27 protein-coding genes are annotated in these 25064 nt (G+C 42.9%); 14 read left to right on the top strand and 13 right to left on the bottom strand.

Features of this window, described 5'->3' with window-relative positions; all coding sequences use genetic code 11:
* Window positions 1-24 precede the first annotated feature (24 nt).
* Complete coding sequence (locus K1M91_RS08925) at window positions 25-531, top strand: DUF3087 family protein (protein ID WP_232801402.1); 507 nt, start codon at window positions 25-27, stop codon at window positions 529-531.
* 23 nt (window positions 532-554) lie between these two features.
* Window positions 555-1211, top strand: a complete 657-nt coding sequence (locus K1M91_RS08920) for a flagellar brake protein (RefSeq protein ID WP_232801401.1) — start codon at window positions 555-557, stop codon at window positions 1209-1211.
* Window positions 1212-1262: 51 nt separating this feature from the next.
* Here the strand turns inward: K1M91_RS08920 and K1M91_RS08915 are convergent, their stop codons facing one another.
* On the bottom strand, window positions 1263-1583 hold the full coding sequence (locus K1M91_RS08915) for a hypothetical protein (protein WP_232801400.1): 321 nt from the start codon (window positions 1581-1583) through the stop codon (window positions 1263-1265).
* A 147-nt stretch (window positions 1584-1730) separates the two neighbouring features.
* Here K1M91_RS08915 and K1M91_RS08910 point away from each other — a divergent pair, with 147 nt between their 5' ends.
* On the top strand, window positions 1731-1919 hold the full coding sequence (locus tag K1M91_RS08910; RefSeq protein WP_232801399.1) for a hypothetical protein: 189 nt from the start codon (window positions 1731-1733) through the stop codon (window positions 1917-1919).
* An 84-nt stretch (window positions 1920-2003) separates the two neighbouring features.
* Here the strand turns inward: K1M91_RS08910 and epmB are convergent, their stop codons facing one another.
* Window positions 2004-3026: an EF-P beta-lysylation protein EpmB gene (gene epmB, locus K1M91_RS08905; RefSeq protein WP_232801398.1), complete on the bottom strand. Its 1023-nt coding sequence runs from the start codon at window positions 3024-3026 to the stop codon at window positions 2004-2006.
* 31 nt (window positions 3027-3057) lie between these two features.
* Here epmB and efp point away from each other — a divergent pair, with 31 nt between their 5' ends.
* Window positions 3058-3624: an elongation factor P gene (gene efp, locus K1M91_RS08900; protein ID WP_232801397.1), complete on the top strand. Its 567-nt coding sequence runs from the start codon at window positions 3058-3060 to the stop codon at window positions 3622-3624.
* A 73-nt stretch (window positions 3625-3697) separates the two neighbouring features.
* Here efp and K1M91_RS08895 read toward each other — a convergent pair whose 3' ends face one another.
* The 6 genes from K1M91_RS08895 to frdA form a co-directional block, all read right to left on the bottom strand.
* Window positions 3698-4444: a GAF domain-containing protein gene (locus tag K1M91_RS08895; protein WP_232801396.1), complete on the bottom strand. Its 747-nt coding sequence runs from the start codon at window positions 4442-4444 to the stop codon at window positions 3698-3700.
* A 228-nt stretch (window positions 4445-4672) separates the two neighbouring features.
* Window positions 4673-5050: a fumarate reductase subunit FrdD gene (gene frdD, locus K1M91_RS08890; protein WP_232801395.1), complete on the bottom strand. Its 378-nt coding sequence runs from the start codon at window positions 5048-5050 to the stop codon at window positions 4673-4675.
* A gap of 8 nt (window positions 5051-5058) precedes the next feature.
* Entirely contained in the window at window positions 5059-5460 is a 402-nt protein-coding gene (locus K1M91_RS08885; RefSeq protein WP_232801394.1) for a fumarate reductase subunit C, read from the bottom strand.
* Window positions 5453-5629, bottom strand: a complete 177-nt coding sequence (locus K1M91_RS08880; protein ID WP_232801393.1) for a hypothetical protein — start codon at window positions 5627-5629, stop codon at window positions 5453-5455. The genes K1M91_RS08885 and K1M91_RS08880 overlap by 8 nt, the downstream gene beginning before the upstream one ends.
* Window positions 5630-5743: 114 nt before the next feature.
* The gene (locus tag K1M91_RS08875) at window positions 5744-6481 is read right to left on the bottom strand and encodes a succinate dehydrogenase/fumarate reductase iron-sulfur subunit (protein ID WP_232801392.1); all 738 of its coding nucleotides are present in this window, start codon (window positions 6479-6481) and stop codon (window positions 5744-5746) included.
* Window positions 6474-8270, bottom strand: a complete 1797-nt coding sequence (frdA, locus tag K1M91_RS08870) for a fumarate reductase (quinol) flavoprotein subunit (protein WP_232801391.1) — start codon at window positions 8268-8270, stop codon at window positions 6474-6476. The genes K1M91_RS08875 and frdA overlap by 8 nt, the downstream gene beginning before the upstream one ends.
* 457 nt (window positions 8271-8727) lie before the next feature.
* On the opposite strand from frdA, the gene K1M91_RS08865 reads away from it, so the two are divergent.
* Together K1M91_RS08865 and K1M91_RS21520 are read left to right on the top strand one after the other, a co-directional pair.
* Window positions 8728-9702, top strand: coding sequence for an ABC transporter substrate-binding protein (locus K1M91_RS08865; RefSeq protein ID WP_232801390.1), 975 nt, complete (start codon window positions 8728-8730; stop codon window positions 9700-9702).
* Window positions 9699-11018 carry a diguanylate cyclase gene (locus K1M91_RS21520; protein ID WP_232801389.1) on the top strand — a complete coding sequence of 440 codons (1320 nt, stop codon included), beginning with the start codon at window positions 9699-9701 and terminating at the stop codon, window positions 11016-11018. The genes K1M91_RS08865 and K1M91_RS21520 overlap by 4 nt, the downstream gene beginning before the upstream one ends.
* Window positions 11019-11057: 39 nt before the next feature.
* On the opposite strand, the gene cra is transcribed toward K1M91_RS21520, so the two are convergent.
* Window positions 11058-12047, bottom strand: a complete 990-nt coding sequence (gene cra / locus K1M91_RS08855; RefSeq protein ID WP_232801388.1) for a catabolite repressor/activator — start codon at window positions 12045-12047, stop codon at window positions 11058-11060.
* 201 nt (window positions 12048-12248) lie between these two features.
* Here cra and fruB point away from each other — a divergent pair, with 201 nt between their 5' ends.
* The 7 genes from fruB to K1M91_RS08820 all read left to right on the top strand — a co-directional run bounded on the left by fruB (window position 12249) and on the right by K1M91_RS08820 (window position 19065).
* Window positions 12249-13376, top strand: coding sequence for a fused PTS fructose transporter subunit IIA/HPr protein (gene fruB, locus K1M91_RS08850; RefSeq protein WP_251073230.1), 1128 nt, complete (start codon window positions 12249-12251; stop codon window positions 13374-13376).
* Complete coding sequence (gene pfkB / locus K1M91_RS08845; RefSeq protein WP_232801387.1) at window positions 13366-14328, top strand: 1-phosphofructokinase; 963 nt, start codon at window positions 13366-13368, stop codon at window positions 14326-14328. Before fruB ends, pfkB begins: the two co-directional genes overlap by 11 nt.
* Window positions 14329-14333: 5 nt before the next feature.
* On the top strand, window positions 14334-16079 hold the full coding sequence (gene fruA / locus K1M91_RS08840; protein WP_232801386.1) for a PTS fructose transporter subunit IIBC: 1746 nt from the start codon (window positions 14334-14336) through the stop codon (window positions 16077-16079).
* Between the two features lie 123 nt (window positions 16080-16202).
* Window positions 16203-17354, top strand: coding sequence for a J domain-containing protein (locus K1M91_RS08835; RefSeq protein ID WP_232801385.1), 1152 nt, complete (start codon window positions 16203-16205; stop codon window positions 17352-17354).
* On the top strand, window positions 17329-17826 hold the full coding sequence (locus K1M91_RS08830; protein ID WP_232801384.1) for a hypothetical protein: 498 nt from the start codon (window positions 17329-17331) through the stop codon (window positions 17824-17826). Before K1M91_RS08835 ends, K1M91_RS08830 begins: the two co-directional genes overlap by 26 nt.
* 42 nt (window positions 17827-17868) lie before the next feature.
* Complete coding sequence (epmA, locus tag K1M91_RS08825) at window positions 17869-18834, top strand: elongation factor P--(R)-beta-lysine ligase (RefSeq protein WP_232801383.1); 966 nt, start codon at window positions 17869-17871, stop codon at window positions 18832-18834.
* Between the two features lie 9 nt (window positions 18835-18843).
* Entirely contained in the window at window positions 18844-19065 is a 222-nt protein-coding gene (locus tag K1M91_RS08820) for a hypothetical protein (RefSeq protein ID WP_232801382.1), read from the top strand.
* A gap of 31 nt (window positions 19066-19096) precedes the next feature.
* On the opposite strand, the gene K1M91_RS08815 is transcribed toward K1M91_RS08820, so the two are convergent.
* On the bottom strand, window positions 19097-21097 hold the full coding sequence (locus K1M91_RS08815) for a GGDEF domain-containing protein (RefSeq protein ID WP_232801381.1): 2001 nt from the start codon (window positions 21095-21097) through the stop codon (window positions 19097-19099).
* Between the two features lie 291 nt (window positions 21098-21388).
* Here K1M91_RS08815 and K1M91_RS08810 point away from each other — a divergent pair, with 291 nt between their 5' ends.
* Window positions 21389-21646: a DUF4404 family protein gene (locus K1M91_RS08810; protein ID WP_232801380.1), complete on the top strand. Its 258-nt coding sequence runs from the start codon at window positions 21389-21391 to the stop codon at window positions 21644-21646.
* Here the strand turns inward: K1M91_RS08810 and K1M91_RS08805 are convergent.
* The 3 genes from K1M91_RS08805 to K1M91_RS08795 all read right to left on the bottom strand — a co-directional run bounded on the left by K1M91_RS08805 (window position 21643) and on the right by K1M91_RS08795 (window position 25030).
* Entirely contained in the window at window positions 21643-22488 is an 846-nt protein-coding gene (locus K1M91_RS08805) for an S-adenosylmethionine decarboxylase proenzyme (protein ID WP_232801379.1), read from the bottom strand. The genes K1M91_RS08810 and K1M91_RS08805 overlap by 4 nt on opposite strands.
* Before the next feature lie 128 nt (window positions 22489-22616).
* Window positions 22617-23108: a response regulator gene (locus K1M91_RS08800; RefSeq protein ID WP_232801378.1), complete on the bottom strand. Its 492-nt coding sequence runs from the start codon at window positions 23106-23108 to the stop codon at window positions 22617-22619.
* Window positions 23108-25030, bottom strand: coding sequence for an ATP-binding protein (locus K1M91_RS08795; protein ID WP_232801377.1), 1923 nt, complete (start codon window positions 25028-25030; stop codon window positions 23108-23110). The genes K1M91_RS08800 and K1M91_RS08795 overlap by 1 nt, the downstream gene beginning before the upstream one ends.
* Window positions 25031-25064 lie beyond the last annotated feature (34 nt).

Raw genomic sequence — 25064 nt, 5'->3', positions numbered from 1 at the left:
GCGTTGAAACCTAAGGAATGAATAATGAAATTAATGGATATCGATAAAGCTCAATATCGCCATCGACTCAATCGGGTGATCCTCGCGTGTATTGCGGTGCTTACCGTATCAGCTTTGTCTATTTCGACTGTGTTAATTTACTTTTTTTCCGACGGCTCTGAAACCCACTTCATGCTAAATCTAATTGGGGTTGTGTTAGGCGGGGGGCTCGTTCTGCAACTACTTCGCCATTTTCGAACCCATCCTTATATGCATGAAATCATGTATGTTTGGGACTTAAAGCATGAGCTTAATTTAATTAACCGACGCTTACGTAAAGTGCAACAAGCGGCGCAGCAAGGGAATTATAAAGCGATGTTGGCGCTGCATTTTTCCTATCAAGGTTCACAGCAGCTTTGGCAATTGGATGACAATACTATTACCTTGGATGATTTACGTCCTCTAATCAATGAGCTTGATAAGTTAGCACAGCAATTCAATGTTGAGCTCAAGACCGAAGCATATTCAAGAGACATGCTAAAAGAGTTTTAAGCCTTATATGATGGAATCATGGCATGACGCAAATTGATGATCTCGCTTTTCTTCGCCCCGGAATGATGCTCCATGTTGAAGCGGTAACACCAGCAGGCGTTCGCTCAAAAATGAAGCTGCCACTAATTGGTTTTCAAGCGGGTGATTTTTTGTTACTGCAATACCCTGATCCTAGTCGTTGGGGAGATAAATATGATGTGCTTAGAGAAGGATATGAATTAATCGTACGGGTATTAGCGGAAGATGATCTTGGCTCTGTGGTGGCCTTTAAATGTCAAATATTACCCACAGTGACTCGGCCTATTAAAATGCTGGTGGCGTCTTACCCTAAAATAGTACAGCAGCAACCACTGCGAGCTGAACGGCGTATGGCAACAAAGTTGTTAGCGAAGGTACGTTGTGGTACGCAAATGATGGCGGGTCAACTGCTCGATATTTCGGTGCATGGCTGTCGAGTAAGGCTGGTAGATCCTGTACAAAATGCGGCTTTTAAAGGGCAGCAAATGACCATTATGGTTGAGAATGCCAATAAGAGTGAATTGTTCAAGCTGTTGGGTGTGGTCTGTAATCAAAAAGAAGAGTCTGGTTTATGGTCGGTAGGGATCAAGCTAGACCAAACAGCTAGCCAGAATATAGAGAAGTTATTCGAAAAAATGCTGGTTACCTTAGATGATAGGTAACAATCACAAATAAGGGTTATTAGCGCCTTGTGTAACAAGGCGCAATCCACTTTACCCTCGCAAGCCTTGCTTAAAGCCCTGTAGTGTTTTGAACATTAGCTCAATTTTTTTCACTAAACGTGGTAAGTCTCGTTCAAATTCAGCATCTGAGCGACTTTGTTGCAGTGCCAATAAATCGGCTGCTAGCTCTTCTACATGTACTAAAAACAATGCAGACCGCGTGGTAAATGGCGTGTTGTCGCCAAATATTGCAGTAAACTTGGCTTTATCCTGCTCTTTAAGTGCCTCGATAGACTGGTCCGCATCCACGGATTGGCGATAAATTAGCTGAATATTCTCTTTTATACTGTTTAAAATTTGTTCGTGTGTCATAATCTATATTAAGCCGTGAGTAATGGCATTAGTATATACTTAAGTTACAACAAGCTGAATGAGCATCTAAATTGACTGAATGGTTTTAATATACAACCGTAACTATTTAGATCAGCTAGCAAATTCGCATAGTAATGGGGAGGCGACATGCAAGTATCAGGAAATTCTGGTTTAGGCCAAGAAGCATGGCAGGCAGCCATTGGTAAAAAGCAGCAGCAAGCCGAAGGGCAGCAGGCGTTGCAGCTTATCCAGTCAGCAACCGCTGAGTCATCAGGCTCAGCACCCAAACCGGATCCGTCAAGTTCGATTGGTCAGAATATTAATATTCAGGTTTAGTTAATGCTGTTGGATTCAGGCTTCATTAAAAACGCGCTTTATTAGCGCGTTTTTTATAAAACTTTCCTAAGAAATGTGCTTATATTAAGGATGAAACAAATCTAACGGCGTTTTACTTTTTTCCCCTGCTACCTCTCGCACTAACTTCGGTACCAAAAAACCTGGCAGTTCATTTAACATCATTTTTACCAGTTGCTTGGCTTTATCTTCATGCACCTCAAAATGCGCCGCACCAGCTACTTTATCTAATTGGTGTAAGTAATAAGGGAGCACATCAGCGGTGAATAAAGCTTCACTTAAGTTAATTAAGTCGGCGCTAGTGTCATTGATGCCTTTTAACAGCACACTTTGGTTCAGCAAGGTGATGCCATAACGCCGTGTACGCTGTAGCATTCGGGTTAGCTCTTGGTCTAATTCGTTAGCATGGTTAATGTGTAACACCATGACCGCCTTTAAAGGGCTTTGCTGTAGTCGGCTTAGTAATGCATCGGTTAAACGGCTAGGAATAACCACGGGCAGGCGAGTGTGTAACCTAACTCGAGTAAGGTGTGGGATCTGCTCTAACTGAGTTAACAACCAATCAATATGCTCGTCTTTGGCCATGAGGGGATCGCCGCCACTGAGTATGACTTCATTAATTTCAGTATGCTGGCGAATGTAATCGATCGCAGTGTGCCACTCAGTTTTATTCGGGCTGTTGTCTTGGTATGGAAAGTGGCGACGAAAGCAATAACGGCAATTCACAGCGCAGCCGCCTTTTACAATAAACAATACCCTGCTCTTGTACTTATGCAGCAATCCAGGCACTGCGGTATTGTGTTCTTCAAGGGGATCGGGGCCAAAGCCTTCAACCTCGAGTAATTCTTCTTTAAGGGGCAGTACCTGCCGCAAGAGGGGATCCTGTTTATCCCCCACTTGCATTTTTTTGACGAAGGGCATCGGCACTAACATTGGGAAAGATTGGCGTGCAATAAAGCCCTCAATAAAATCCTTTTCGTTCAAATTTAGGATTTTGATCAATTCAGAGGGGGTTTTGATCGCATTTGCCAGTTCTTTTTGCCAATGCCCCTGCACAGGGAGGTCATTTCGGGTTATTATTTGCGGCATTTGCGTAACTCGATTTTGCTAAGAGGAAAAAATGGCAACATATAGTACCAGTGATTTTCGCAGCGGCCTAAAAATAATGCTCGATAACGAGCCATGTGCCATCATCGAAAACGAATTTGTAAAGCCGGGTAAAGGCCAAGCCTTCAACCGTGTTCGTATCCGTCGTTTACTGTCAGGTAAAGTATTAGAAAAAACCTTTAAATCAGGCGAGTCAGTTGAAGCGGCTGACGTGATGGATTATGACCTAGCTTACTTATACAACGATGGTGAGTTTTGGCATTTCATGAACAATGACACGTTTGAGCAAGTCGCTGCAGATGCGAAAGCGGTAGGTGATCAAGGGAAATGGTTAATAGAGCAAGACATCTGCACTATTACCACGTGGAATGATAACCCGATTGCGGTGACCCCACCTAACTTCGTTGAGATTGAAGTTACCGAAACCGACCCTGGCCTAAAAGGCGATACAGCTGGAACGGGTGGTAAGCCTGCAACACTTGCTACTGGCGCAGTGGTGCGTGTTCCTTTATTCATTCAGATTGGTGAAGTGATTAAAGTTGATACACGTTCAGCTGAATATGTAGGTCGTGTTAAGTAATTTCTTGGCGACAACAAAAAAGCGGAATGTTTTCCGCTTTTTTTATTGCCTATTGATTGCTTTATGGCGAGCGTTAATGCGTTACTTTTTCCTTCATTGCTCTCGGGCTCGTTTCTGCCTTTTGAAAGGCTTCTAATTTCACCGCTTTTTTGCTTATATGTTTTATTTCATCTATTTGCCAATCAATTAGATCTTCAAGCTGCTCAACATAAGCGTTGTGTGATGTTTGTGCCAATTGATAGCCTAGGACCGCTGACAGCTGATTACCTGCGTAGTTTAAAAATTCTAAATCCTCATTTTTATATAGTTTTGCAGGGTCGTAACTCTGTAGCACTAACACACCTAGTAATTCATCTTGAAATACTAAAGGCAAACCTAGCCAGCTCTCGCTTTGCGTGCCTCGAAAGGTGATAGCACCGGATTCTTTCAGTCTTTGTAGTTTTTCACTATCCGCTAGAAAAGCTTGCTTGCGGCGAAAAATATAGCCAACCAAGGTCGATTCAATAAACTCTCTCGCGGGTATCAAACCGGTAAATTCGCTATTTTCGTCAGCCTGATCAACGAAATAGGGTATATGGATATGACTACGTTCAGAATTATACAGTGCTAATAACATGTTATCGGCATAAAGGGCTTTTTTTAGGGCTTGATGGAAAGCGTGAAAAACCTGATTTAATGGCAACACAGTTTTACCAAGTTCAGAGATTTCATATAGCGCACTTAAGCGTTTAGTCATTTGAGAATGCGGTTGTGCAAGGGGATCCTGCCCAGTGTCTGCCTTAACGTTAAAAGTAAAAACATTAGCTTGAGAATCATTCATAATTTCATTACTACTTATTGGCCACTCTCAATAGCATATACCCTAAAAACAAAGTTGCTTAGTTTTTAGCGCAAAAAAACTTACCTATAGAGATTAAATTAAATTAATGTTTGAAAACTATATTTTAAACAGTTGGTTATAGTTTATTTTTGACATGATAAGTACGGCAGTAAAGCCCAAAGCCTTGGACTTTACTGTGTAAAAGGAGGTAATTGAGCTTTGTGTTAATTAAAGCATCTGAAGTAGCAAGGTAAAGACAAAAACTGAGATAGCAAAAGCGGCGCCATAACAGATCACTTGTTGCCAATCTCGCCCCCGTTTAACACCAATATCGTGTAAGCCGTGAAAAATACGATGTAAGGTATGCCAGAGTGGTAGTGCGATCAGTACCAATAAAATAGCCGCACCGTACCAAGAGGTAGCAAAACCATGTACACGCTCATAGTTAAGTGCTTTTGGGCTAATAATAGCCAATGGCACTAAAATACCGGTAATTAGTATCATTACTGGCGTTAAAAAGGCGGTGAGCATGCCACCAGCGCCAAATAATCCCCAAAATACGGGCTCGTGAGAGCGCTTTAATTTAGTTGAATCGGTATGACTCATAACGCCTCCTATAGCGTAATAATTATCAGAGCGGCCAAGGTTGCTAAGACAAAGCCTACGTAATGGCCGATGACGATGAATTTATCATCTAGCTTCTTTCCTTTGAGCCAAATATCGGCGGCTTTTGGAGCTAAATCAAACCAAGTTACCGTGTGATATAGAGCGAATGCTAAAGCGAGAATATGAAACAGGACGGCAATAGGGTGCTGTAGAGCATTAAGCCATCCTTGCCAAGCCTCAGGCCCTTGGGATAGTCGTAATAAACCCCATGCCAAGATACAGCTGTAAATAGTGATGGCGATACTGGTTCCTTCACGAATCATATATTTAGTATAGAAAGCATGTTTCAACCACCAATCCACGGGCAGTTCACGCTGATAGGGTTTACGTTTACTTGCTGGATTATTCATATACTGTATTCCTTAGTTGAGACGGACTAACCGAACTAACAGCGGCTAACTCACGCTGATAGGGTTTACTTTTACTCATTGTATTACCCATATACAGTGCTCCTTGCTCTAAGCATACTAACGAACTAACAACGGCTAACTCACGCTGATAGGGTTTACTTTTACTCATTGTATTACCCATATACAGTGCTCTTTGCTCTAAGCATACTAACCGAACTAACAACGGCTAACTCGCGCTGATAGGGTTTACGTTTGTTTGAAGTGCGCTTCATGTCACCACCCTTTAATCTGGTTTAAACATACCAATCAGGTAATCTTTGGCACTTTCGACTTTAAATAGCTGGATGGCGGCCGCCGGATCGACACCTTTTGGACACACTTGCGAGCAGTAACCAACAAAGGTACAACCCCAAACGCCTTCTTCCGCATTCACTATTTCCATGCGCTGGGCGCTGCCGGCATCGCGTGAATCACGGTTGTAACGTGCCAATAAAGCTAACGCCGCTGGCCCCGTGAATTCAGTGTTAAGGGCATACTGTGGGCAAGCCGAGTAACATAATCCGCAGTTAATACACATGGAAAACTGCTTATATTTAGCCATCTGCTCTGGGGTTTGAATGTATTCACCATCATCAATGGATTTTTCTTGGGCTGGAATGATATATGGCTTAATACTTTCAAGTTTTTTAATAAAATCATCCATCACCACGACTAAATCCCGCTCAATGGGAAAGTTGGCCAGTGGTTCAAGTTTGATTTTATTAGGGTAATAGTCACGTAAAAAAGCTTTACAACCCAGCTTAGGTACGCCATCGATCATCATGCCGCAGCTACCGCAAATTGCCATCCGACAAGACCAGCGAAAGCTAATGCTGCCATCAAGTTCATCTTTAATATATTGCAAGGCTTCCAAGATCGACATTTCTTCGTCGTATGGAATGCTATAAGTTTGGATAAACGGCGTCGTATCTTGCTCTGGCCGATAACGTAAAATGTCAATTTCGATTATTGGGTTAGTCATGCTTCACCTCTGCTGCTTTAGCTGCATCTTGCGCGTCTGAGGCGGCGCCATAAACTCGCTCAGCTGGTTGGCTTTTTGTGATGGTGACACTGGCATAGTCAATAGTGGGGGCTTTATCTGGGTTATAAAAAGCCAGTGAATGGGTCAGATAGTTTTCATCATCGCGTTTTTCATAACCGTCAATACGTTGATGAGAGCCACGGGATTCTTTGCGTAAAATAGCGCTATGAGCCATAGCTTCAGCAGTATCAAGTAGGTAGCCTAGCTCAATGGCGTATAACAGCTCGGTATTAAAGACACTAGACTTGTCGCTGATCTTAATGTTTTTATACCGCTGTTTTAGTTCCGCTAATTTGTCTATTGCTTGTTGCATCGATGTTTCAGTGCGATAAATACCGACACCCGCCTCCATGCAATCGCCCATTTCTCGACGGATATTGGCTATGCTCTCAGTCCCCTCGCTGTGTAATAAGGCTTCTGCTTTATCAATAACTGCTTTTGCCGCATCCCGCACTTTAGCTATTGCACTGTGCTTATTTTCTTGCGCGAATTTAGCGGCCTGTTGGCCTGCGACTTCACCAAACACAACCAGTTCTGTTAATGAGTTTGAGCCCAAACGATTGGCACCATGTAAGCCGCTGGAGGCGCATTCACCAACAGCATATAAGCCCGGTAAGCGGGTTGCAGTTTTAGCATCGGTTTCAATACCGCCCATGGTGTAATGCACAGTAGGACGAACAGGAATGGGCTCATGAACAGGATCAACACCGACATAGGCTTTTGCTAATTCACGGATGAAAGGTAAGCGTTCGTTAATTTTTTCTTCGCCAAGATGGCGTAAATCAAGGTGAACGACATCGCCACGCTTAGTTGATATAACACGGCCTTGTTGCTGTTCTTGCCAAAAGCATTGGCTAAGGCGATCGCGCGGGCCAAGCTCCATGTGTTTATTCTTAGTTTTACCTACGGGTATTTCCGGCCCTAAGCCGTAATCTTGTAAGTAGCGATAGCCGTCTTTATTGACCAAAATGCCGCCTTCGCCGCGGCAGCCTTCCGTCATTAAAATGCCTGAGCCAGGTAATCCGGTAGGATGATACTGCACAAACTCCATATCACGTAGTGGGACGCCGTGACGGTAACACATGCTCATGCCATCACCCGTAACTATGCCACCATTGGTGTTATATGTGTAAACGCGGCCTGCACCGCCGGTGGCAACAATCACGGTTTTAGCATGGATCACACGGGTAATCCCTTCTGCAATATCAAGTAGTACAGCCCCTTGTACCTTGCCATCAAATACTAATAAATCGAGACAAAAATGCTCATCAAATCGCTTGATTGAGGGATACTTTATTGAAGTTTGAAATAAGGTGTGAAGCATGTGGAAGCCAGACTTGTCGGCAGCAAACCAAGTGCGCTCAATTTTCATTCCGCCAAAGGCACGAACATTGATTTTACCATCTTCCTTACGACTCCAGGGACAACCCCAATGCTCTAGCTGAGTAAGCTGTCGAGTGGCATTTTCGACAAAGTATTCGACAGTATCTTGATCACAAAGCCAATCGCCGCCAGAGACGGTATCGTTAAAGTGGTTGTCGAGAGAATCGTGCTCTTGAACTACGCCTGCGGCCCCTCCTTCGGCGGCGACAGTATGGCTGCGCATTGGGTAAACTTTAGAAATCAAAGCAATTTCTAATTCTGGATTCGCTTCTGCCGCGGCAATGGCGGCGCGTAAACCACCTCCTCCTGCACCAATAATTGCAACGTCCGTTTTTATGATTTCCACATTGACCTCCTAAGGAGTGATTACTTTATATTTGTTGATGATCCTCTCTTCCTTGCGCTAAGAGATGATCTTGATCAAAAACTGTTTCTGAAATGAACGAAATTGATGAATTTTTCTTATTTCAAAACAATTGATTAAAGTTTTTTTATCGGGGCTCTCAGAATCAAAGAAAACAAAATAAAGTTAGTTGAAATCAACATAACTTGAATCATGAATCGGCCTTTAGTGATTAAACTATCTTTACTCTGTGATCTGTGTGACGGTTTGTTGTTGGTGCATTTATGAACAAGGTCGAGGCAGAGAATGTGCGTTGACATAGAACTTGTGGTTGATAATTTCAATTAATAGTTCTATCAAGGGGAACATAAAGGGAATTCTGACTACACTCTAGTTTATTGATGAATCAAGACAGAATTTACGGATGATAAAAGTCGCCACAACATTGTTGGGAATCGTTTTGCTTACAGCGCTATTGTGGTGGTTGGTTGATGGGCGTGCTATTGGCTCTGATTCGCTTCGTGAACCTTCTAATGCGCCAATTATTCGTATTGCTGTTTCACAAACGCCGCTTTCTTCACCTTTTTTTATTGCACAGAGTAAGCGTTTATTTTCACAACAAGATTTAGCGGTCGTTTTAGTGCCCTGTTTTGGCGGTCATAAATGCATGGAAATGTTACTTAATCACGAAGTAGACTTTGCGACAGCATCCGAAACGGTATTTATGTTTAATAGCTTCACTCAGCCTGAACTTAGGCTGATTTCTTCATTTGTTGAATCAGACAATGATGTAAAACTGCTTACTTTAAAGGGGGGAGGGATTGTAAATTTAACCTCACTTGAAGGTCAAAAAGTGGGGGTAGTTAAAGCCAGTGCTAGTGAATTTTTTCTTGATAGCTTACTCATTTTAAACGGTATCGATTCGAGTTCGGTGGAGCGTGTTTATTATAAACCAACCCAGTTAGTGGAGGCGTTGCTACTGACTGAGGTGGATGCCATTGCGGTGTGGGAGCCGTATGGTTATGAGCTTACCAATACGGTGCCAGAGCAAGTTGAGCAGCTGCCAAGTCGTGGCGTTTATAACTTATCTTTTAATCTCATTGGTTTAGCTGGTAAGCATAGAAAGCCAGAAGCAATCTCAGGCATTCTAGCGGCGCTTGAGCAGGCGAACCTTTATCTCATCACGCATCCTAAGCAAAGCCAAACGCTCGTCAGTGAAACATTAGGTATTTCTTTTCGTCAGTTAAATTGGTCTTGGCAAGACTATTTATTTCGTTTGTCTTTAGGCAATTCTCTGCTATCAAATCTTCATACTCAAGCTCGCTGGGCACTAGATCGGCAACTAATTACGGGCGCTGAAGTGCCAAATTTTCGTGCTATGTTTTTAGACGGCAAGTCATTAGCGTTATTAGATGAGCCATTGGAGCACAAGTGAATTTAATCATCTCTCGGCGTTTATTAATTTTATCCCTACTCTCTATGGGTTTGATTTTTGCTGTCATTTTTTCTTTGTTTCGACTCCATTCACATCAAACTGAAGTAAATAAAGAGCTGCAACATATTATGCAGTTACAGTTAAATCTAGATATTTTGCGTAGCCACCTTTGGCAGTTTCATGAATACGAAGATCAATCTGGTTTTGAGCAGGCGCAACGTACCCAGCAAGCGCTAGCTGAAAAGCTAGTACTAACTCATATCCAGTCAGATTTACAGCCATTGGAGTTACTTAATTTACAACGAATGAATGCCACTATAGGAGCGTTATTAGAAATGAACGTGGCAAGCTCTCGGTTGGGGCGATCACTAGAGCAACCTCATGCTAAAAGTATGCTTCAAGCTAGATTTAATATGACCATTCAAGGGATGACTGAAGATTTGTACCGTTTACACCAACAAGCCATTAATGAGGCGCAGCGGGTCACCTTGCAGTTACTTTATTTGAATGGCATTACATTGTTAATAATAGCTATCGTTCTAGCGGTATTTGCATACGCTACATTAAGACGATTCAAAGTGGGCTTTACTATGCTGCATCATGGTATGAACGATTTAGCAAAAGGGGATTTAAGTAGTCGCTTGTGCCCAAGCCAAAAAGATGAATTTACTCAGTTGGCTGAATATTTCAATCAAATGAAAGGTTCATTAGAAAAAACCACGATAAAACGAGACTTACTACAATATGAGGTTGAGCAGCAAACTAGCCAGCTTAGATCTCAACACATGAGATTACGTTTTTTAGCGGAGCATGATGATCTCACTGGACTTTACAATCGCAGAGCATTTGAAAACCAAGTTAAGATTGCGTTAGCACGGGATCGTCGCACCGATTCAATGGCAGGGATGCTATTTATCGATCTCGATAAATTTAAAGAAATTAATGATACCCACGGCCATGATGTTGGCGACTTTATATTGACGGTGACCGCTGAACGATTGAAAGGACTGATTAGGGAGTCTGACTTACTTGGCAGACTCGGTGGTGATGAATTTGTGGTTTGGTTGGATTTGATATCTAAGAAAGAAGAAGTTGGAAATAAAGCTCAAGGTATCATGGAAGCACTGACGCAACCGATTGAGTATTTAGGGCAACCACTGGCTGTCGGCTGCAGCATTGGCATCAGTATTTTTCCCTATGACGGCAAGCAGTTTACTGAACTACTTAAAGCAGCAGATCAAGCTATGTATAGTGCTAAACCGCAGCAGCAATCCGCATATTGCTTCTACCAAGGACAAAACTTGTCAGAAACTTAATTTCGTGTAATCAAGCGTTTAGTTTAGCTTGTTTGGGGTTTACCCCCGCGTAATCAACCGCCGAGGGACAATTTCAATACCTACTTGATAATCGCTTTTACTGGCCTGCATCGCTAAACAAAGCGCTTTTTCGGCAATTATTTCTAACTGTAATGGTAAGGACTGAATTTTCATTGGCAGAAAATCTAATAATCGATGATCGCCGAAGGTCGCAAAGCGAGTGTTTGCCAATATTTCTGGGTAGGCAGACACGCAATCCAGCACGCCTTCAAACAGGGTATAAGAGGTGACTAATATTGCATCGGGGATTTGCTGTTGATCGATCCATGTTTGCATTAATAATTTGCCCTGTTCAATGCTAAAATGATCGCCATAGGAATATTGCACCTTAATCTTTTGTGGGCATTGCTTAATGGCACTATCAAAACCCTGTTGTCGCTCTTTTGATACGACTAGTTCAGGCACGGCACCAATTAAGCCGATTGAGCGAGTATGGGGTGTTAGTAAGGTCTGACAAAGGGATAACGCGCCTTCTAAGTCTTCACTAATTACACTGGCAAATACCTCGTCATCCATGGCTCTGTCTAAGGCAACGATGGGAATTCCTTTGTTGAGAGCTTGACGGTAGAAGGGATGCTCCGCAGGCAGTGAACTGGCGACTAAGAGCACATCAATACGTCGACTTAGTAGGTTTTCTGCCACCTGTATTTCTGTTTCGATATCATCATCTGAGCACGAAATAATAAGCTGGTAACCAAGCTTTCGTGCATCTCGTTCAAGTAACTTGGCTAGCTTGGCATAGCTGGCATTTTCTAGGTCAGGAATAATGAGCCCAAACGTACGGCTATTCCCTGCTCGTAGTGAGCTAGCTGCGTAGTTAGGTGTGTAGTTATGTTGATTAACGACAGCCATGACTTTTTGTTGGGTTTTTTCGCTGATCCTATACTGCTGTGCTTTGCCATTAATGACATAACTGGCGGTAGTACGTGATACACCCGCTAATTTTGCGATTTGCTCTAACTTCATCATGAACACATCCCAACGGGAATCAAAAAAATAAACATGTTTTTTGATTCTATAATAAAAAGTGGTTGCAATTGTCGCTGAATCGTTTCAGTATGTCAACTGAACCGATTCAGCTGATGGTAAAATAATACCAGCTGAATTATTTTTTCCCTATTTGCTGAATCGTTTCACCTTTATCAGCAAATACGACAAGGTAGGTGGACAATGCTATCTATTCGCCAAAAAGACATAGTGATGGCGCAGCAAGCTGACAATAAACAGCAAGCGATCACGGCCATAGCAAAAGGACTCATAGCGCAGGGCTATGTCGCTGAGGGTTACATTGAAGGCATGCTAGCGCGTGAGCGACAAAGCTCGACATTTTTGGGTAGTGGTATTGCGATCCCGCATGGCACGACAGATACCCGCGACCAGGTTAAGCAAACGGGCGTTTTACTTCATCACTTTCCTGATGGTGTTGACTGGGGAGATGGCAATACAGTCTACTTAGCCATCGGTATTGCTGCTCAGTCTGATCAGCATCTGGCGATCTTAAAACAGCTCACTAAGGTGTTAAGCGCTGATGGTGTTGAGGCTGCATTACAACAAGCTAAAGATGAGAGTGCGCTGGTTCAGTTGTTAAGTGGGCAGCAACAATTGCAAACCCATGTTGAAGTAGATCTGATTAAGCTAAAATTTAACGCTGCGGATTTATTGCAGCTTAGCGCAGTCGCTGCCGGTTTACTCAAGAACAAACACTATGTGGATAAAGCTTTTGTTGCAGAGGTCATCACTAACGAGCCTACTTATTTAGGACAGGGGTTATGGCTGAGCAGTGCTAAGGCTGGCGTGGCTGAAACGGCGATATCATTTGTTACACCGCAGGCACCCTTAATCGAAGCTGAAAAGCCTTTGTTAGGTTTACTTTGTATTGCCAGTTGCAATGATTTACATGCTAACAATTTATCTTTGTTAATTAATTTAATCGCCTCGCGCTCCCTAGAGTCACTGCTGAATGGCTCAGAATCAGAAATTATTCAATTGCTTACTCAAGCACCAGCTAAAGGTATCAGTGAAACCTTTACCGTTAAGAACCCACATGGTTTACATGCTCGTCCGGGGGCGCTGCTAGTAAGCGTGGCGAAAAAATTTAATGCCACCATCCAAATTACTAATCTGGATAGTGAAGGTAAAAGTGCAAACGCCAAAAGTTTAATGAAGCTAATGACGTTAGGGGTTAAGTGCGGTCATCGTTTAACTTTTACCGCTGACGGTGATGATGCTGAAGCAGCACTGGCTGCGTTAGGTGAAGCCATCGAGCAAGGGTTAGGGGAGAGCATGCATGAACACTAATTTATCTGTTGTAACTGTTACTTTGAACCCGGCTCTGGATTTAACCGGCTCACTTGCAGAGCTAAAACTTGGCCAAGTCAATTTAGTTAAGCAAGCCACGCTTCACCCTGCTGGCAAAGGCGTTAATGTGGCTAAGGTGTTGGCTGAGCTAGGTGCGCAAGTTACAGTGACTGGCTTTTTGGGGAAAGAAAATGATGCCCCTTTCGCTGACTTGTTTCTACGCAGTGGGATTGAAGATGCGTTTATTCGAGTACCAGGTGCAACTCGAATCAACGTAAAGCTGGTTGAGCAAGATGGTCAGGTAAGCGATGTTAACTTTCCTGGTGTGCAAATTGATGATGTCGCGTTTGCAGCATTAGTCGCGAAACTGATCAAGCTGACTGACAGCCATCGGATTTTTGTCATTTCAGGCAGTCTACCTCAAGGGGTTTCGCCAAGTCAGTGTGGCTGCTTAGTGGCTCGATTAAACCAATTAGGCTGTAAAGTATTTTTCGATAGTAGTCAGCAAGCTCTTGCACAAGGGATCCAAGCCCAACCCTTTTTAGTCAAACCGAATGAGACTGAGTTACGAGAGCTCACTCAACTCCCTTTAATCGATATAGCCAGTTTGTCTGAAGCGGGTCAAGCTTTGCAGCAACAAGGCTGTCGCAATGTGGTGGTGTCTCTCGGTGAGCAAGGCCTATTGTGGTTTGATGAAAAAGGCTGCTTAGCCGCATTACCGCCTAAGGTTGAGCTAGTCAGCACTGTGGGAGCAGGCGATACCTTAGTTGCCGGGCTATGCTGGGGTGAGCTAAATGCCTGGCCAAAATCGCAAACCTTATCTTTTTCTACTGCGTTAGCCGCGCTCGCCGTTAGTCAAGTGGGGGTTGGGATTGATGATTTATCACAATTAATGCCATTACTAGAACAAGTTAAATTGGTTGATCCGATGGATCTGGTCATAGAAGGATAATGAATATGAATATTGTAATTATTACCGCTTGCCATAATGGTATCGCCAACAGCTTTATCGCGGCAGGACTGTTAGAGCAAGCTGCCAAAACTCTTAATTGGTCAGTCAGTGTAGAGTGCCATAGCCAAGTCAGTGAGGTTGCTCCGCTTACTCAAGCACAGATAGCGGCAGCTGATTTAGTGATTGTTGCGGCGAGCGTTGAGCTCGATTTAACTCGTTTCGTTGGTAAAAATGTTTATCAATCCAGTGTTGAGGCTTGTTTTGAAGATCCCAACGCTTACTTAGCCCTTGCAAAAGAGCAAGCCAAGCCGCTAGCACAATCGCAAATTGTGGTGTCAAACAACGACACAGCAAAGACATCGATGAATAATCAGGCTCGTATTGTTGCGATCACGGCTTGTCCTACAGGCGTCGCTCACACTTTTATGGCGGCAGAGGCCTTACTTGCTGAAGGCCAAAAGCAAGGTCATCAGATTAAAGTTGAAACCCGCGGCTCGGTGGGGGCAAAAAATCAACTGACAGAAGACGATATTGCCCAAGCTGATTTCGTGATTATTGCTGCCGACATTGAAGTGGACTTGGCTCGATTCCAAGGTAAAAAACTATTTAAGACCAGCACTGGTCTGGCGTTGAAAAAAACCGAGCAAGAAATTAAAAAAGCTTTTACAGCTGATGTATACCAACATCAAGCTGGCGCTAGCTCTTCTCAAAATAACAGTAATAATGAAAAGTCCAGTGTTTATAAGCATTTAATGACAGGTGTATCACACATGCTGCCGCTGGTGGTTGCGGGGGGGTTACTGATTGCTCTTTCGTTTGTGTTTGGCATTGAGGCATTCAAAGAAGAAGGGACATTGGCCGCAGCGTTAATGACTATCGGTGGTGGTTCGGCGTTTGCGTTAATGATCCCCGTTTTGGCTGGCTTTATTGCCTTTTCTATTGCTGATCGCCCAGGCTTGGCACCAGGTTTGATTGGTGGCATGTTGGCCAGCAGTATTGGGGCCGGCTTTTTAGGCGGGATCGTGGCTGGCTTTTTAGCGGGTTATTGTGCCAAATTTTTAGCGGAAAAAATTTCGTTACCAGATTCGATGGCAGCATTGAAACCGATTTTAATTATTCCTTTAGTAGCGACGCTAGTTACTGGCTTAGTAATGATTTATGTGGTCGGTGGACCTGTTGCCGCCATGATGTCGGGATTAACTGAGTTTTTGAATAATATGGGCTCAACTAATGCCGTTCTATTAGGTGTGTTATTGGGGGCGATGATGTGCTTTGACTTAGGTGGACCCGTTAATAAAGCGGCTTATACCTTTGGTGTCGGCTTATTGGCTTCGCAAACTTATTTACCGATGGCTGCGATTATGGCGGCGGGCATGGTCCCTGCACTTGGCATGGGCTTAGCCACTTTTATAGCGAGATCGAAATTTGTTGATAACGAACTACAAGCCGGTAAAGCTTCTTTTGTTTTGGGCTTGTGCTTTATCTCTGAGGGGGCGATTCCGTTTGCAGCTAAAGATCCAATGCGGGTGATCCCTTGTTGCATGGCTGGTGGCGCATTAACGGGGGCGTTATCTATGTTGTTTGGCGCAAAATTAATGGCGCCTCATGGTGGTTTGTTTGTGTTGTTGATCCCAGGTGCAATTAGTCCAGCCTTATTATACTTGGTCGCGATAGCAGCGGGCACCTTAGTGACAGGTTTAGGTTATGCCATGTTAAAACGCAGTGATCGTGTTGTGCCAGCTGTTGCCTAAGTTATCTAATTTACACCGCCACTTATCAGTGGCGGCGCTTCTTTAATTGCTCTAAGCTTTTGTCTTACCTAGTTCTCCGTTACCATTACGTACCTTTTCTCAGCAAGTTAAGCCCAGTTTACTATGCCCAATGTTGTGGATCCTCAAGCCCCTGCCTCCCTTTCGATACCTGAAAATAGCACTGAATTGGTCGGTTTTAGTGATCCAGAAGTGCCATTGCTACTTCAGCAAGTATCTGAAATTGCTCAACACCAGCAGCAATTAGGGCAAGATGCCGATTTGATTTATCAAGGCTTTATGGAGGAACTGGGGCCCGCTGAGCAAGCTTTGTTGCAACTAAAGTGTCAGCAACTCACCCATTTAATTGGTTTTGTTGCCGACAAAAGCTTAGTAGACCAAGAGCACCAGACGCTAGTTACTTGGCTAATACAAGATATCACGACATTGGGTGAGCATGTATTTATTCCTCAAGATCAAGAGCAACAGTTATGGCGAGAGCTTACTGAAACGTTTTTGGGATATTGTCAGCGTAAAGGTGGCATTCCAGATGGTCAGACCTTAGCTAATTTGCAGCAATTACTCGTAAAGCTAACGGGTGTTGAGACACGATTTGATACCGGCTTACTACTGGAATTAATGGCGCAACCCGATGGCTTGCAAGCAGTTTTAGATGGCTGCAACCAAGGGAAGGAAGCTGAAGACTCCCATGACAGTGAAAGCCAAGACACAGCAAATAAACAGGATGACACTGAGCTGGCGGACAGATTGTTTAAAAATAAAAAAATCGCCAAAATCTATAAGCGTTTAGCTAGCTTATTACACCCTGATAAAGAGCCAAATGAAACAAACAAGCAAGTCAAACAAGTGTTAATGCAACAATTAGCTGACGCGAAAAAAAACCGCGATGTACTCACATTGTTACGCTTGTATCAGTCACATGGCGATACTCAAACCACCTTTGATCAAGTTACGTCTAACGACCTTGCTACATGGCTAAAACAACAAGGTGTGCAATTAAGTCAGATTTACCAGCAGACATTGATAGCGGATACTCCTAAAATGTGGGCTTGGCGACGATTTGGCCATAGTAATACACCTGTTGAACAACAGCTAAAGCAACAGCTTAAACAACTTGAAAAAACTAAAGTACAATTAAAGCAGTTTGTTGATCAGGTGACGGGCCCCGCACAATTGCGCGCGGCCTTACAGCAGCGCAATATTGCGGAAAAAAATAGAATGAGGAACCAAAATGGCAGCATGGCAGGAATTTTTTGATTCAATGGGAGACGGCTCGAGCGTTTCACAAGAGCTGATTTTTGGTGTCGGTAAGGCATTTTTAGCAGAGCAGCTAGCGGCTTATTTGATTAAAGAAGGTAAAGTATCAGGCTCTTTTGAACATGATATCAAGCAAGCGGCTAAGTTGAATGATGCAGAAACAGGCTATCGTTTTTGGTCAGTGTTACAGCATTTTGAGCAACAGTCTTGGCGTGTGCGTCAAGGGTTGCAAGTAAAGGGATTGCGCTTTGTTAATACCATTGAAGAGCTGCAACAATATAGTGGCAGCCAAGTGTTACCCACTTCTACCCTTAAGCTGAAACGTAAGCAACGTTTAGCGTTAGCCTATGCTTTGACTTGGGAGCACTTGCGCTATTTGGCTGGCGCAGAAGATGAGCAAAGCCCAAGTGCTGAGCTATTTACGCGATTTGGTGTCAGCCTAGATGAACACGAACATGAGCACGCACATTAGTTTGACGATCGGATTTGGCGTTCATATATATAAGGATAAAGGATGAACTGGTTTCCAACTACATCGATGTCGGCGTTGGCACAGCGGGCGCAGATAATGGCTCAAATCCGCCAGTTTTTTGCTGAGCGAGATGTACTTGAAGTCGATACGCCAGCCATGAGTCAAGCAAGCATTACCGACGTCAATTTATTTCCTTTTACAAGTCAATATGTTGGTCCAGGAGCGGCCGTAGGCGAAACCTTGTATTTGCAAACATCTCCCGAGTTTCATATGAAACGATTATTAGCAGCGGGAGCTGGCCCAATTTACCAAATTTGTAAGGCATTTCGAAATGAAGAATCGGGGCGTTTTCATAACCCTGAATTCACTATGTTGGAATGGTACCGGCCTGGTTTTGACGACCTTGAACTGATGGATGAAGTTGAGCAACTATTACGCCTCGTTTTACACTGTGATGTTGCTACACGTTTAACTTACCAGCAAGTTTTTGAGCAATGTTTACAGTTTGACCCCTTAGCAGCTGACTTGGCTGAGCTAAAACAAGTGGCGAGTGAACAAGGTTTTAGCGAGATTGCTGCCAATGAAAACAGTCGTGACACCTTGTTACAATTACTGTTTTGTATGGTGATTGAGCCACAGATTGGCCAAGATGAACCTTGTTTTATTTATCAATTTCCCGCTTCTCAAGCCGCGCTAGCAAGACTGCATGAGCCTGATAACCGGGTAGCAGAGCGTTTTGAGGTTTATTATAAGGGGATTGAACTTGCTAACGGTTTTCATGAGTTAACTGACGCAAAAGAGCAATTGGCGCGTTTCAAGGGGGATAATGCACTGCGCCGAATAACAGGTAAGCCTGAAATGCCAATTGATTATTTATTGTTAGCGGGTTTAGAGCATGGCTTGCCTCCTTGTGCTGGGGTGGCGATGGGGGTTGATCGTTTAATTATGCTTGCTTTAGGTGCTGAGCATATTGAGCAAGTGATAGCGTTCCCTGTTGAGCGTGCATAGGAAGGTGTTATGCGATTAAGAAAAGTAACAGATTCTCACTTCGGACAAGTTTTACGCATTGCTTACTGGCTAGCGGTATTAGTCATTATTTATGCTGGACAAGGCTTTATTTCAGATCCTGAGTTAGATTGGCTTGCTACTGCAGGAGTCATGATTATTGCATTCCCTCTTTATATTTGGGGGATTCAAAAAATAAAGGGCCAACAAGTCGATGATGAGCATATCGAATAAGAGTAGCCTGTTATCCTTTGCTTGTATCTGATTAGCGGATAATAACCTGATTTTTACCCGCTTGTTTCGCTTGGTACATGGCCTCGTCGGCCAGCTTCAGTTGCTGGTTGATGTCCATATGCAAGGTATCACGGGTTACAAAGAATATACCTATACTTGCAGATACAGAAAACTCAGCCTTTCCTTTACGACAAGGTTGGGTGAGTGCGGTCAAAAGTTTTTGTGCTAGCTTTTGTAACACTTCAATACTATGACAATGTTTTAATACCAGTACAAATTCATCGCCTGCTAGTCGTGCGGCAAGATCGGTTTGCCTAATATTGTCACGCAGGCGTTTGGCAGTTTGTTGCAGTAACAAGTCACCCGCATCATGACCATAGGTATCATTAACTTGTTTGAAGCCATCTAAATCTAAAAAGGCGACAGCGTAGTTTTGCTGTTTATGTTGATGGTTTATTTGAGTGCGCTCTAAGCTTTGCATCAAGTGAGCGCGATTAGGTAGGCCAGTTAGTTCATCATGTAAGGCTAGCTTCTCTAGTCGCTCTATTTGATAGCTATCTCGCAGATCGATAAGTTGTAAAATGCTGTACTCTTTTTCTCCTCTTTTATCAAAAATCGCGGTGTAGTTAATTTCGAATGGAATTTTCACATTATTGATAGTTAACATTTCTTTGCTCTGCCAATTTTTCGGTTGGCTGAGAATATTGTTTAGTATCTTTAATTGGAGCGGATCAGGGATAATTTGTTGTAGCTCTCCTCTGATTTCTTGGTTCGTTTTTTTATTCTGCAGCTGAAGTAATTTGAGCATGGCTGGGTTGCTCATTTGCACAAAATTACGGCGGTCTAAAATCAATACGGCGTTGCGATTCGCTTGGAACATTTTTGCGGCTAACTGAGTTTGTCTCGCGGATGTTATTTCGCTGGTAATGTCTTCTAATGCTAGCAGTAATTGGCTGGCATGGCCTATTTGATTGAGGCGGGTAGCTGTAAAGCGAATATGTTTTGTTTTGTTGTTGACGGTCAGCGTCAACTGGTTGCTGTATTGATTGTGTTCACCACTAAAGATGAGCTCGAGATCATTTTTTTGTTCCAAAATTTGCGGGATGAACTCAGGCAAGAATAGATCGATAATATCATCTTCTTGATCTTCAATTAAATTATAGAAAGCTTGGTTAGCGCGTTTGATACATAAAGTCTTATCCAGTACCACTAAGCTATGTTGCACCGTTTCTATGATGGTTTCAGCAAAGGCTTTACGCTTCTCTAGTTGAGCCACGGTTTCATTTTGATACATTTCTCTGGTTTTAACTTCTTGTAATAATGCTTCAAAATCCTGTTGAAACATTTCCAGTGGGTAGTATTTGTGTGCTTTTGGGTGGGTGCCAGCATTAGGTTTAAACTCTCGCATCAGGAAAGCCAACTGTTGAACAAATTGGCGATAGAAGCGTTGATGACAGGAAATAAAAAACATGCTTAAGAAAGTAAATAATAAACTAAGCACAAAACCAAAGTAGAGGCTCTTCTGAGCATGAAATAATGCATCCTCAAAAGAAATTTGCGTGTATAGATAGCCTTTTATCCTGTCATTAAAAACAATATCTTGTTTTAGCCAGTAGTCTTTTTGCAGCAATGACGTATCTTGGTTTAAGTTTGGCGGCGGTGTTTTTTGACTAAAAGGCCAAGAATGGATTTGATTGAGTTGTTGATCAAAAATAACCATCTTGGTAATGCGTTTATCTTGGACTAGGTTATTGGTTTGGTTAACAGCATTACCGACATTACCTTGCTCTAAGTCGACACTTAAGCGTTGCGCCATTGCATTATTTTGAAATTGGTAGTTTTGTATTTGTAAGGTTTTATTGTAGTTAAGCTGATATATCGAGAAAAACAGGCTAAGTAATAGCATGAGTCCGAGGATCACCAGTGGCGTTAACCACTTTACAAAGTGGGGACGATCTGCAGATGGTTTTGATGTCAGGCTCACTTTAGTGCTCTCTTCTGGACTCATCGAACAAAGTAAAGGGAAAGCCAAGTTCTCCCTCAGGTAAGAACCTACTATTTTTGATTATTTTCAAACAAATAAACAATGTTTTTTGACCTATGTTGATAGTTTTATTTATGGCGATTGATCAAATGAAGCTAATTAAAGGGTATATGATAGCGTTTCTAGCTAATATTTAAGCATGAGTTAGAGCATAAATGTGTGGGCATTACCGCACTCTGTCTTGTTAGTTGAGGTGAATCCTATTATTGTGAATAGTCGCAGACTTTTATTCTATTTGACAGCTATGATAGAAACAATATCTGGTTGAGGAGTTAGAAGATGAAACAAAAACTAACGCAAGATCTAGAGCAGTTGGATCAAGCTATTAAGCAGGCTTTTCCAGCCGATGAGTGCACAGCAGCTAATTTACGGCAAGTAGCGGATGAAATATCCCTCGCCATTCAAACGGGTCATTCACCTCAGCAACAAGTTGAAGAGCAGCTAGAAGTAGAGTTACTTAACTTTGAGCAAGCTCATCCCCAGCTTAGTCAAGCAATTCGTAATCTAATGAACACTTTAAGTGGAATGGGTATTTAATCTACTGCCACTGTGTGCCGTTGCAAATTAGCTAAGGTGGTATTGTACTGTAGTGGTGAAAACTGCTGCAGTAAATAAGACGATAAGCGCTGCGATAGCTGGCGATCATTTGTTTCTAAGCTGAGAAAGCTAGACTCTTCCTCTGGGCTTAAATGCAAAGTAAAGTACTGCTTACCATTAAGCCCATTCACTGAATAGCCCATTGGTTCAAATAACCAATCATTCAGGTGATAATTTGCTGCAAATTGCTTTAATCCTAATTTGTGTTGTAGCTCTGATTTGTTAAACAGGCCTTTCTGAATAGCGGCAATATGTGGCCCTTTTAGTTTAGATAACTGTAGTTTCTCGCTGGTTGCTGTTGAGTGTGCTGCTGTCGCTGTGAAATATCTAAATTTTCTATTTTGACTATGGCCTGCACCACCTAGCTTGGCATGCAGCTGCTGGGCATCTTGTACAAATTGGCTTAGTTGATATTGTGGTTGCTGCTCTTGTTGGCGTTCAAAGTCTAGGATAGTGATGTTTTCAACGCCAAAATATTCAATCAGGGCGGTAGCCGTCTGCACTAATGGACAATTTCCACATGTCACCAATATTAGCCGATGTGGAAAAACGAATAAGCTCGATTCCGATAAGACATAAGCATGACAGTGTTGATTTTTTAGCTGAGTAAGAATTGTTGCGCCACAATGATTAAGCTGATGTTGCCAGAAATCATCTGTGTATTGCAATAAATTAACTTTCTCAGCTGTGTTAGTAGTTGTCTTTAAATGTAGTTCTAATCGCTTTTCTGCGGCTTCAAAAAAGAACGGGATACTCATCTTCATACTTAATTCGCTGGACATATCCGCGCTATCATACCTTTTATCAGCCGAATTCAACAATTTGATTGTTGAGCATTGGCAGAAGTTAACTGATTACAATTTAAGCCATTTTTAGGGGGCCTTTTTGGTTCCCTGCTGCTAAGCGGTAGTTATAGGCTCTGGCGCCTAGCATGGATTGCACTAAATATTTTTTCAGCGTCAAGGCCGCGGGCGTAGCGCATCAGGTCAGGCTCATTTTCTAATATAAAATCAGTAAGTAACTCTTGTACATGGGCAACTAACTCATCTCCTTGCCAAGGTTTGGCGATGTAAAAATCTAAGCCGCCATGGTTGACAGCTTCTACTGTGGCGTCAAGCCCTGCTTGGCCGGTAAGCAGTAATTTTTTAGCTGCCTTATGAGTTTTATCTTGGTTAAGCTCAACAAGAAAGTCGACTCCTTGAGTGCCGGGCATCATATGGTCACAGAGTATTAATGCTAATTGTTGTTGGTTCTGTTGCATTTCAGTTAATAGCTCTCTTGCTTCTTCGACACTTTGCGCAGCTTCAATATCGAACAAGTCACCTAAGGTATCAAGGTCGGCTAATACACTGTCGAGCACTTCGCGCTCGTCGTCAACACATAGTAAAACGTACTTATTCATCACGCCTCCTGCTCATTTTCCGCTCTGGAACGCTGCTTAATATCGGGGTTGATTACGGGTAAATACACTTCAAACCGAGTGAAGTGAGATTGTTCCTCATTGTTGCTAATGACCTTTATCTCGCCATGATGGCGTTTTACAATTTGCTGACAAACGGTAAGGCCAATGCCTAGGCCAAAATTACCTTCTCGTTTGGTGGTGTAATTAAGCTCAAAAATTCGCGCCTTTTTATCTTCAGGAATGCCAATACCATTGTCTTCAATGCTGATACACACAAAATCTTTTTGCTGTTTGCTTATGGTGTAGCTGTGAAGTTTGATCTCCCCCTCACCTTGAGTGGCGTCGATAGCATTGGCGATCAAATTAGTCCAAATTTGTTGTAATTCGATCGGGTGACATTGAACCTGAGGTAGCTCACCATATTCTTTAATCACTTGATAAGATTTTAGCCTGTTTTCAAAGATCACTAAGGTTTCTTCTAACCCTTCATGTAAATCGGAAAAGACGGCTTGCTCGATATCTTGACCAGCATAATGCTTAAGCCCTTTTACTAGGTCTGCGATTCTTTTAGCGCAAACATCAATACTACGGAGAAAGTTACCAACTAAATAATAGGTATCGAGTTGTTGGATGGTTGCTGCTAACTCAGACCCAAGGGGGGCGAAATGTTGAGCAAATTGCTCGGGGCTGTCGAGTTGCATTTGCACCGCTTTGCGCGCCAAGGCATTTGAGCCAAACAGCGGAATGGCAGCTTTAGTTTTTTGTCTAGTAATGGCAGTTGATAAGGGCGTTATTTTCATTGCATTGTTTAACGTAGCCGCGCCGAGCTGGCGTAAGTTGGCGCTAATTTCTTGTGAGACTAAGCTGGGGACTTTTAGTTTTAAGGTGTCGGCACCACGCAGTATTGCGGCGACGGGATTATTTAGTTCGTGGGCGATACCTGCTACTAGTTGCCCAAGTACAGCCATTTTTTCGGTTTCAACTAGCTGTGCATGAGCGGCATCAAGTGACTGCAGGGTGGATTGTAATTTTAACTTGGTAATGATGCTACTTTGTAAGCGGCGATTAAAGTTTCTGAGTAATAAGTGGGTGAATGGCCCAAGTAGTTCACTGTTCGATTTCATTAGGGTTGCGAATTGGCTTTTTTCTAGTTTGATCACTTCGGTTCCCGTTAAAGTGATACTGGTAGTAAAAGCGGGCTCACCGGTAATAAAGGACATGCCGCCGACCATAGAGCCTGCGCGCATTATGGTGACTTCTTGCTCTTGCCCTGCCGCAATATGTTTTTTTAACTGCACTTCGCCATCGGCGATGAACCAAAGGGCATTGTTATGCTCACCTTCTCGGGTAAGCAAATGGTTCTTGCTGTATCTCCGACAAACATGGTGTTCATCATTGTTACTAAATACTTTGTATAGGGCGTTGATGACTAAGTTAGATAACTCACTATCTGAATACAGGCTGTAATCTAAAAATTGCCCTTGCAGTGGAATAGAAGCCGATTTTAGCTGAGTGGTATCTAACACATCAGCGTAATGAGCCAGCATTTCATCTTTCTGTTGCAAAAATTGGCTTAGTTGTCGTTTAACTGTTTCCAGGTTTACTTGATCGGCAGTGAGAACCTGGTCGACTCTGCCCTGATTTATAAGGTTAATCAATAATGCGGGATCATTAGGGTTATATACCAAGCATTTTGGTGGGGAATGCAATTGCGTTTGAGCGACTAAAAAAACCTGTGTTTGTAGGCTTAGTTCACTGATCAGCATTGCAATAGGCTGATCTTTTGTTAAATGAGTACTCGCTTGCTGCACGTCACGAAACAGTAAGATATGAAAATGCGATGCTAAGCTGCTTAAGCTAAGTTGCATATTGAGCAGTAGGTTCGCATCGCTGTGAATACATACTATGGCGTAATGTCTCATAACATACTTTAATTGCTTGATGTATGTTGAGTAT

The organism is Motilimonas sp. E26 (assembly GCF_021278025.1).
Classification (GTDB): Bacteria; Pseudomonadota; Gammaproteobacteria; order Enterobacterales; family CBDFNC01; genus Motilimonas.
Note: the sequence above shows the minus strand (reverse complement) of the source record. Positions and strands in the feature narration are given on the sequence as shown.

Coding starts and splice junctions, on each gene's coding strand:
- K1M91_RS08925 (WP_232801402.1), top strand. CDS start 25: ATGAAATTAATGGATATCGATAAAGCTCAATATCGCCATCGACTCAAT.
- K1M91_RS08920 (WP_232801401.1), top strand. CDS start 555: ATGACGCAAATTGATGATCTCGCTTTTCTTCGCCCCGGAATGATGCTC.
- K1M91_RS08915 (WP_232801400.1), bottom strand. CDS start 1,583: ATGACACACGAACAAATTTTAAACAGTATAAAAGAGAATATTCAGCTA.
- K1M91_RS08910 (WP_232801399.1), top strand. CDS start 1,731: ATGCAAGTATCAGGAAATTCTGGTTTAGGCCAAGAAGCATGGCAGGCA.
- epmB (WP_232801398.1), bottom strand. CDS start 3,026: ATGCCGCAAATAATAACCCGAAATGACCTCCCTGTGCAGGGGCATTGG.
- efp (WP_232801397.1), top strand. CDS start 3,058: ATGGCAACATATAGTACCAGTGATTTTCGCAGCGGCCTAAAAATAATG.
- K1M91_RS08895 (WP_232801396.1), bottom strand. CDS start 4,444: ATGAATGATTCTCAAGCTAATGTTTTTACTTTTAACGTTAAGGCAGAC.
- frdD (WP_232801395.1), bottom strand. CDS start 5,050: ATGAGTCATACCGATTCAACTAAATTAAAGCGCTCTCACGAGCCCGTA.
- K1M91_RS08885 (WP_232801394.1), bottom strand. CDS start 5,460: ATGAATAATCCAGCAAGTAAACGTAAACCCTATCAGCGTGAACTGCCC.
- K1M91_RS08880 (WP_232801393.1), bottom strand. CDS start 5,629: ATGAGTAAAAGTAAACCCTATCAGCGTGAGTTAGCCGTTGTTAGTTCG.
- K1M91_RS08875 (WP_232801392.1), bottom strand. CDS start 6,481: ATGACTAACCCAATAATCGAAATTGACATTTTACGTTATCGGCCAGAG.
- cra (WP_232801388.1), bottom strand. CDS start 12,047: ATGATGAAGTTAGAGCAAATCGCAAAATTAGCGGGTGTATCACGTACT.
- fruB (WP_251073230.1), top strand. CDS start 12,249: ATGCTATCTATTCGCCAAAAAGACATAGTGATGGCGCAGCAAGCTGAC.
- pfkB (WP_232801387.1), top strand. CDS start 13,366: ATGAACACTAATTTATCTGTTGTAACTGTTACTTTGAACCCGGCTCTG.
- fruA (WP_232801386.1), top strand. CDS start 14,334: ATGAATATTGTAATTATTACCGCTTGCCATAATGGTATCGCCAACAGC.
- K1M91_RS08835 (WP_232801385.1), top strand. CDS start 16,203: ATGCCCAATGTTGTGGATCCTCAAGCCCCTGCCTCCCTTTCGATACCT.
- K1M91_RS08830 (WP_232801384.1), top strand. CDS start 17,329: ATGGCAGCATGGCAGGAATTTTTTGATTCAATGGGAGACGGCTCGAGC.
- epmA (WP_232801383.1), top strand. CDS start 17,869: ATGAACTGGTTTCCAACTACATCGATGTCGGCGTTGGCACAGCGGGCG.
- K1M91_RS08820 (WP_232801382.1), top strand. CDS start 18,844: ATGCGATTAAGAAAAGTAACAGATTCTCACTTCGGACAAGTTTTACGC.
- K1M91_RS08810 (WP_232801380.1), top strand. CDS start 21,389: ATGAAACAAAAACTAACGCAAGATCTAGAGCAGTTGGATCAAGCTATT.
- K1M91_RS08805 (WP_232801379.1), bottom strand. CDS start 22,488: ATGTCCAGCGAATTAAGTATGAAGATGAGTATCCCGTTCTTTTTTGAA.
- K1M91_RS08800 (WP_232801378.1), bottom strand. CDS start 23,108: ATGAATAAGTACGTTTTACTATGTGTTGACGACGAGCGCGAAGTGCTC.
- K1M91_RS08795 (WP_232801377.1), bottom strand. CDS start 25,030: ATGAGACATTACGCCATAGTATGTATTCACAGCGATGCGAACCTACTG.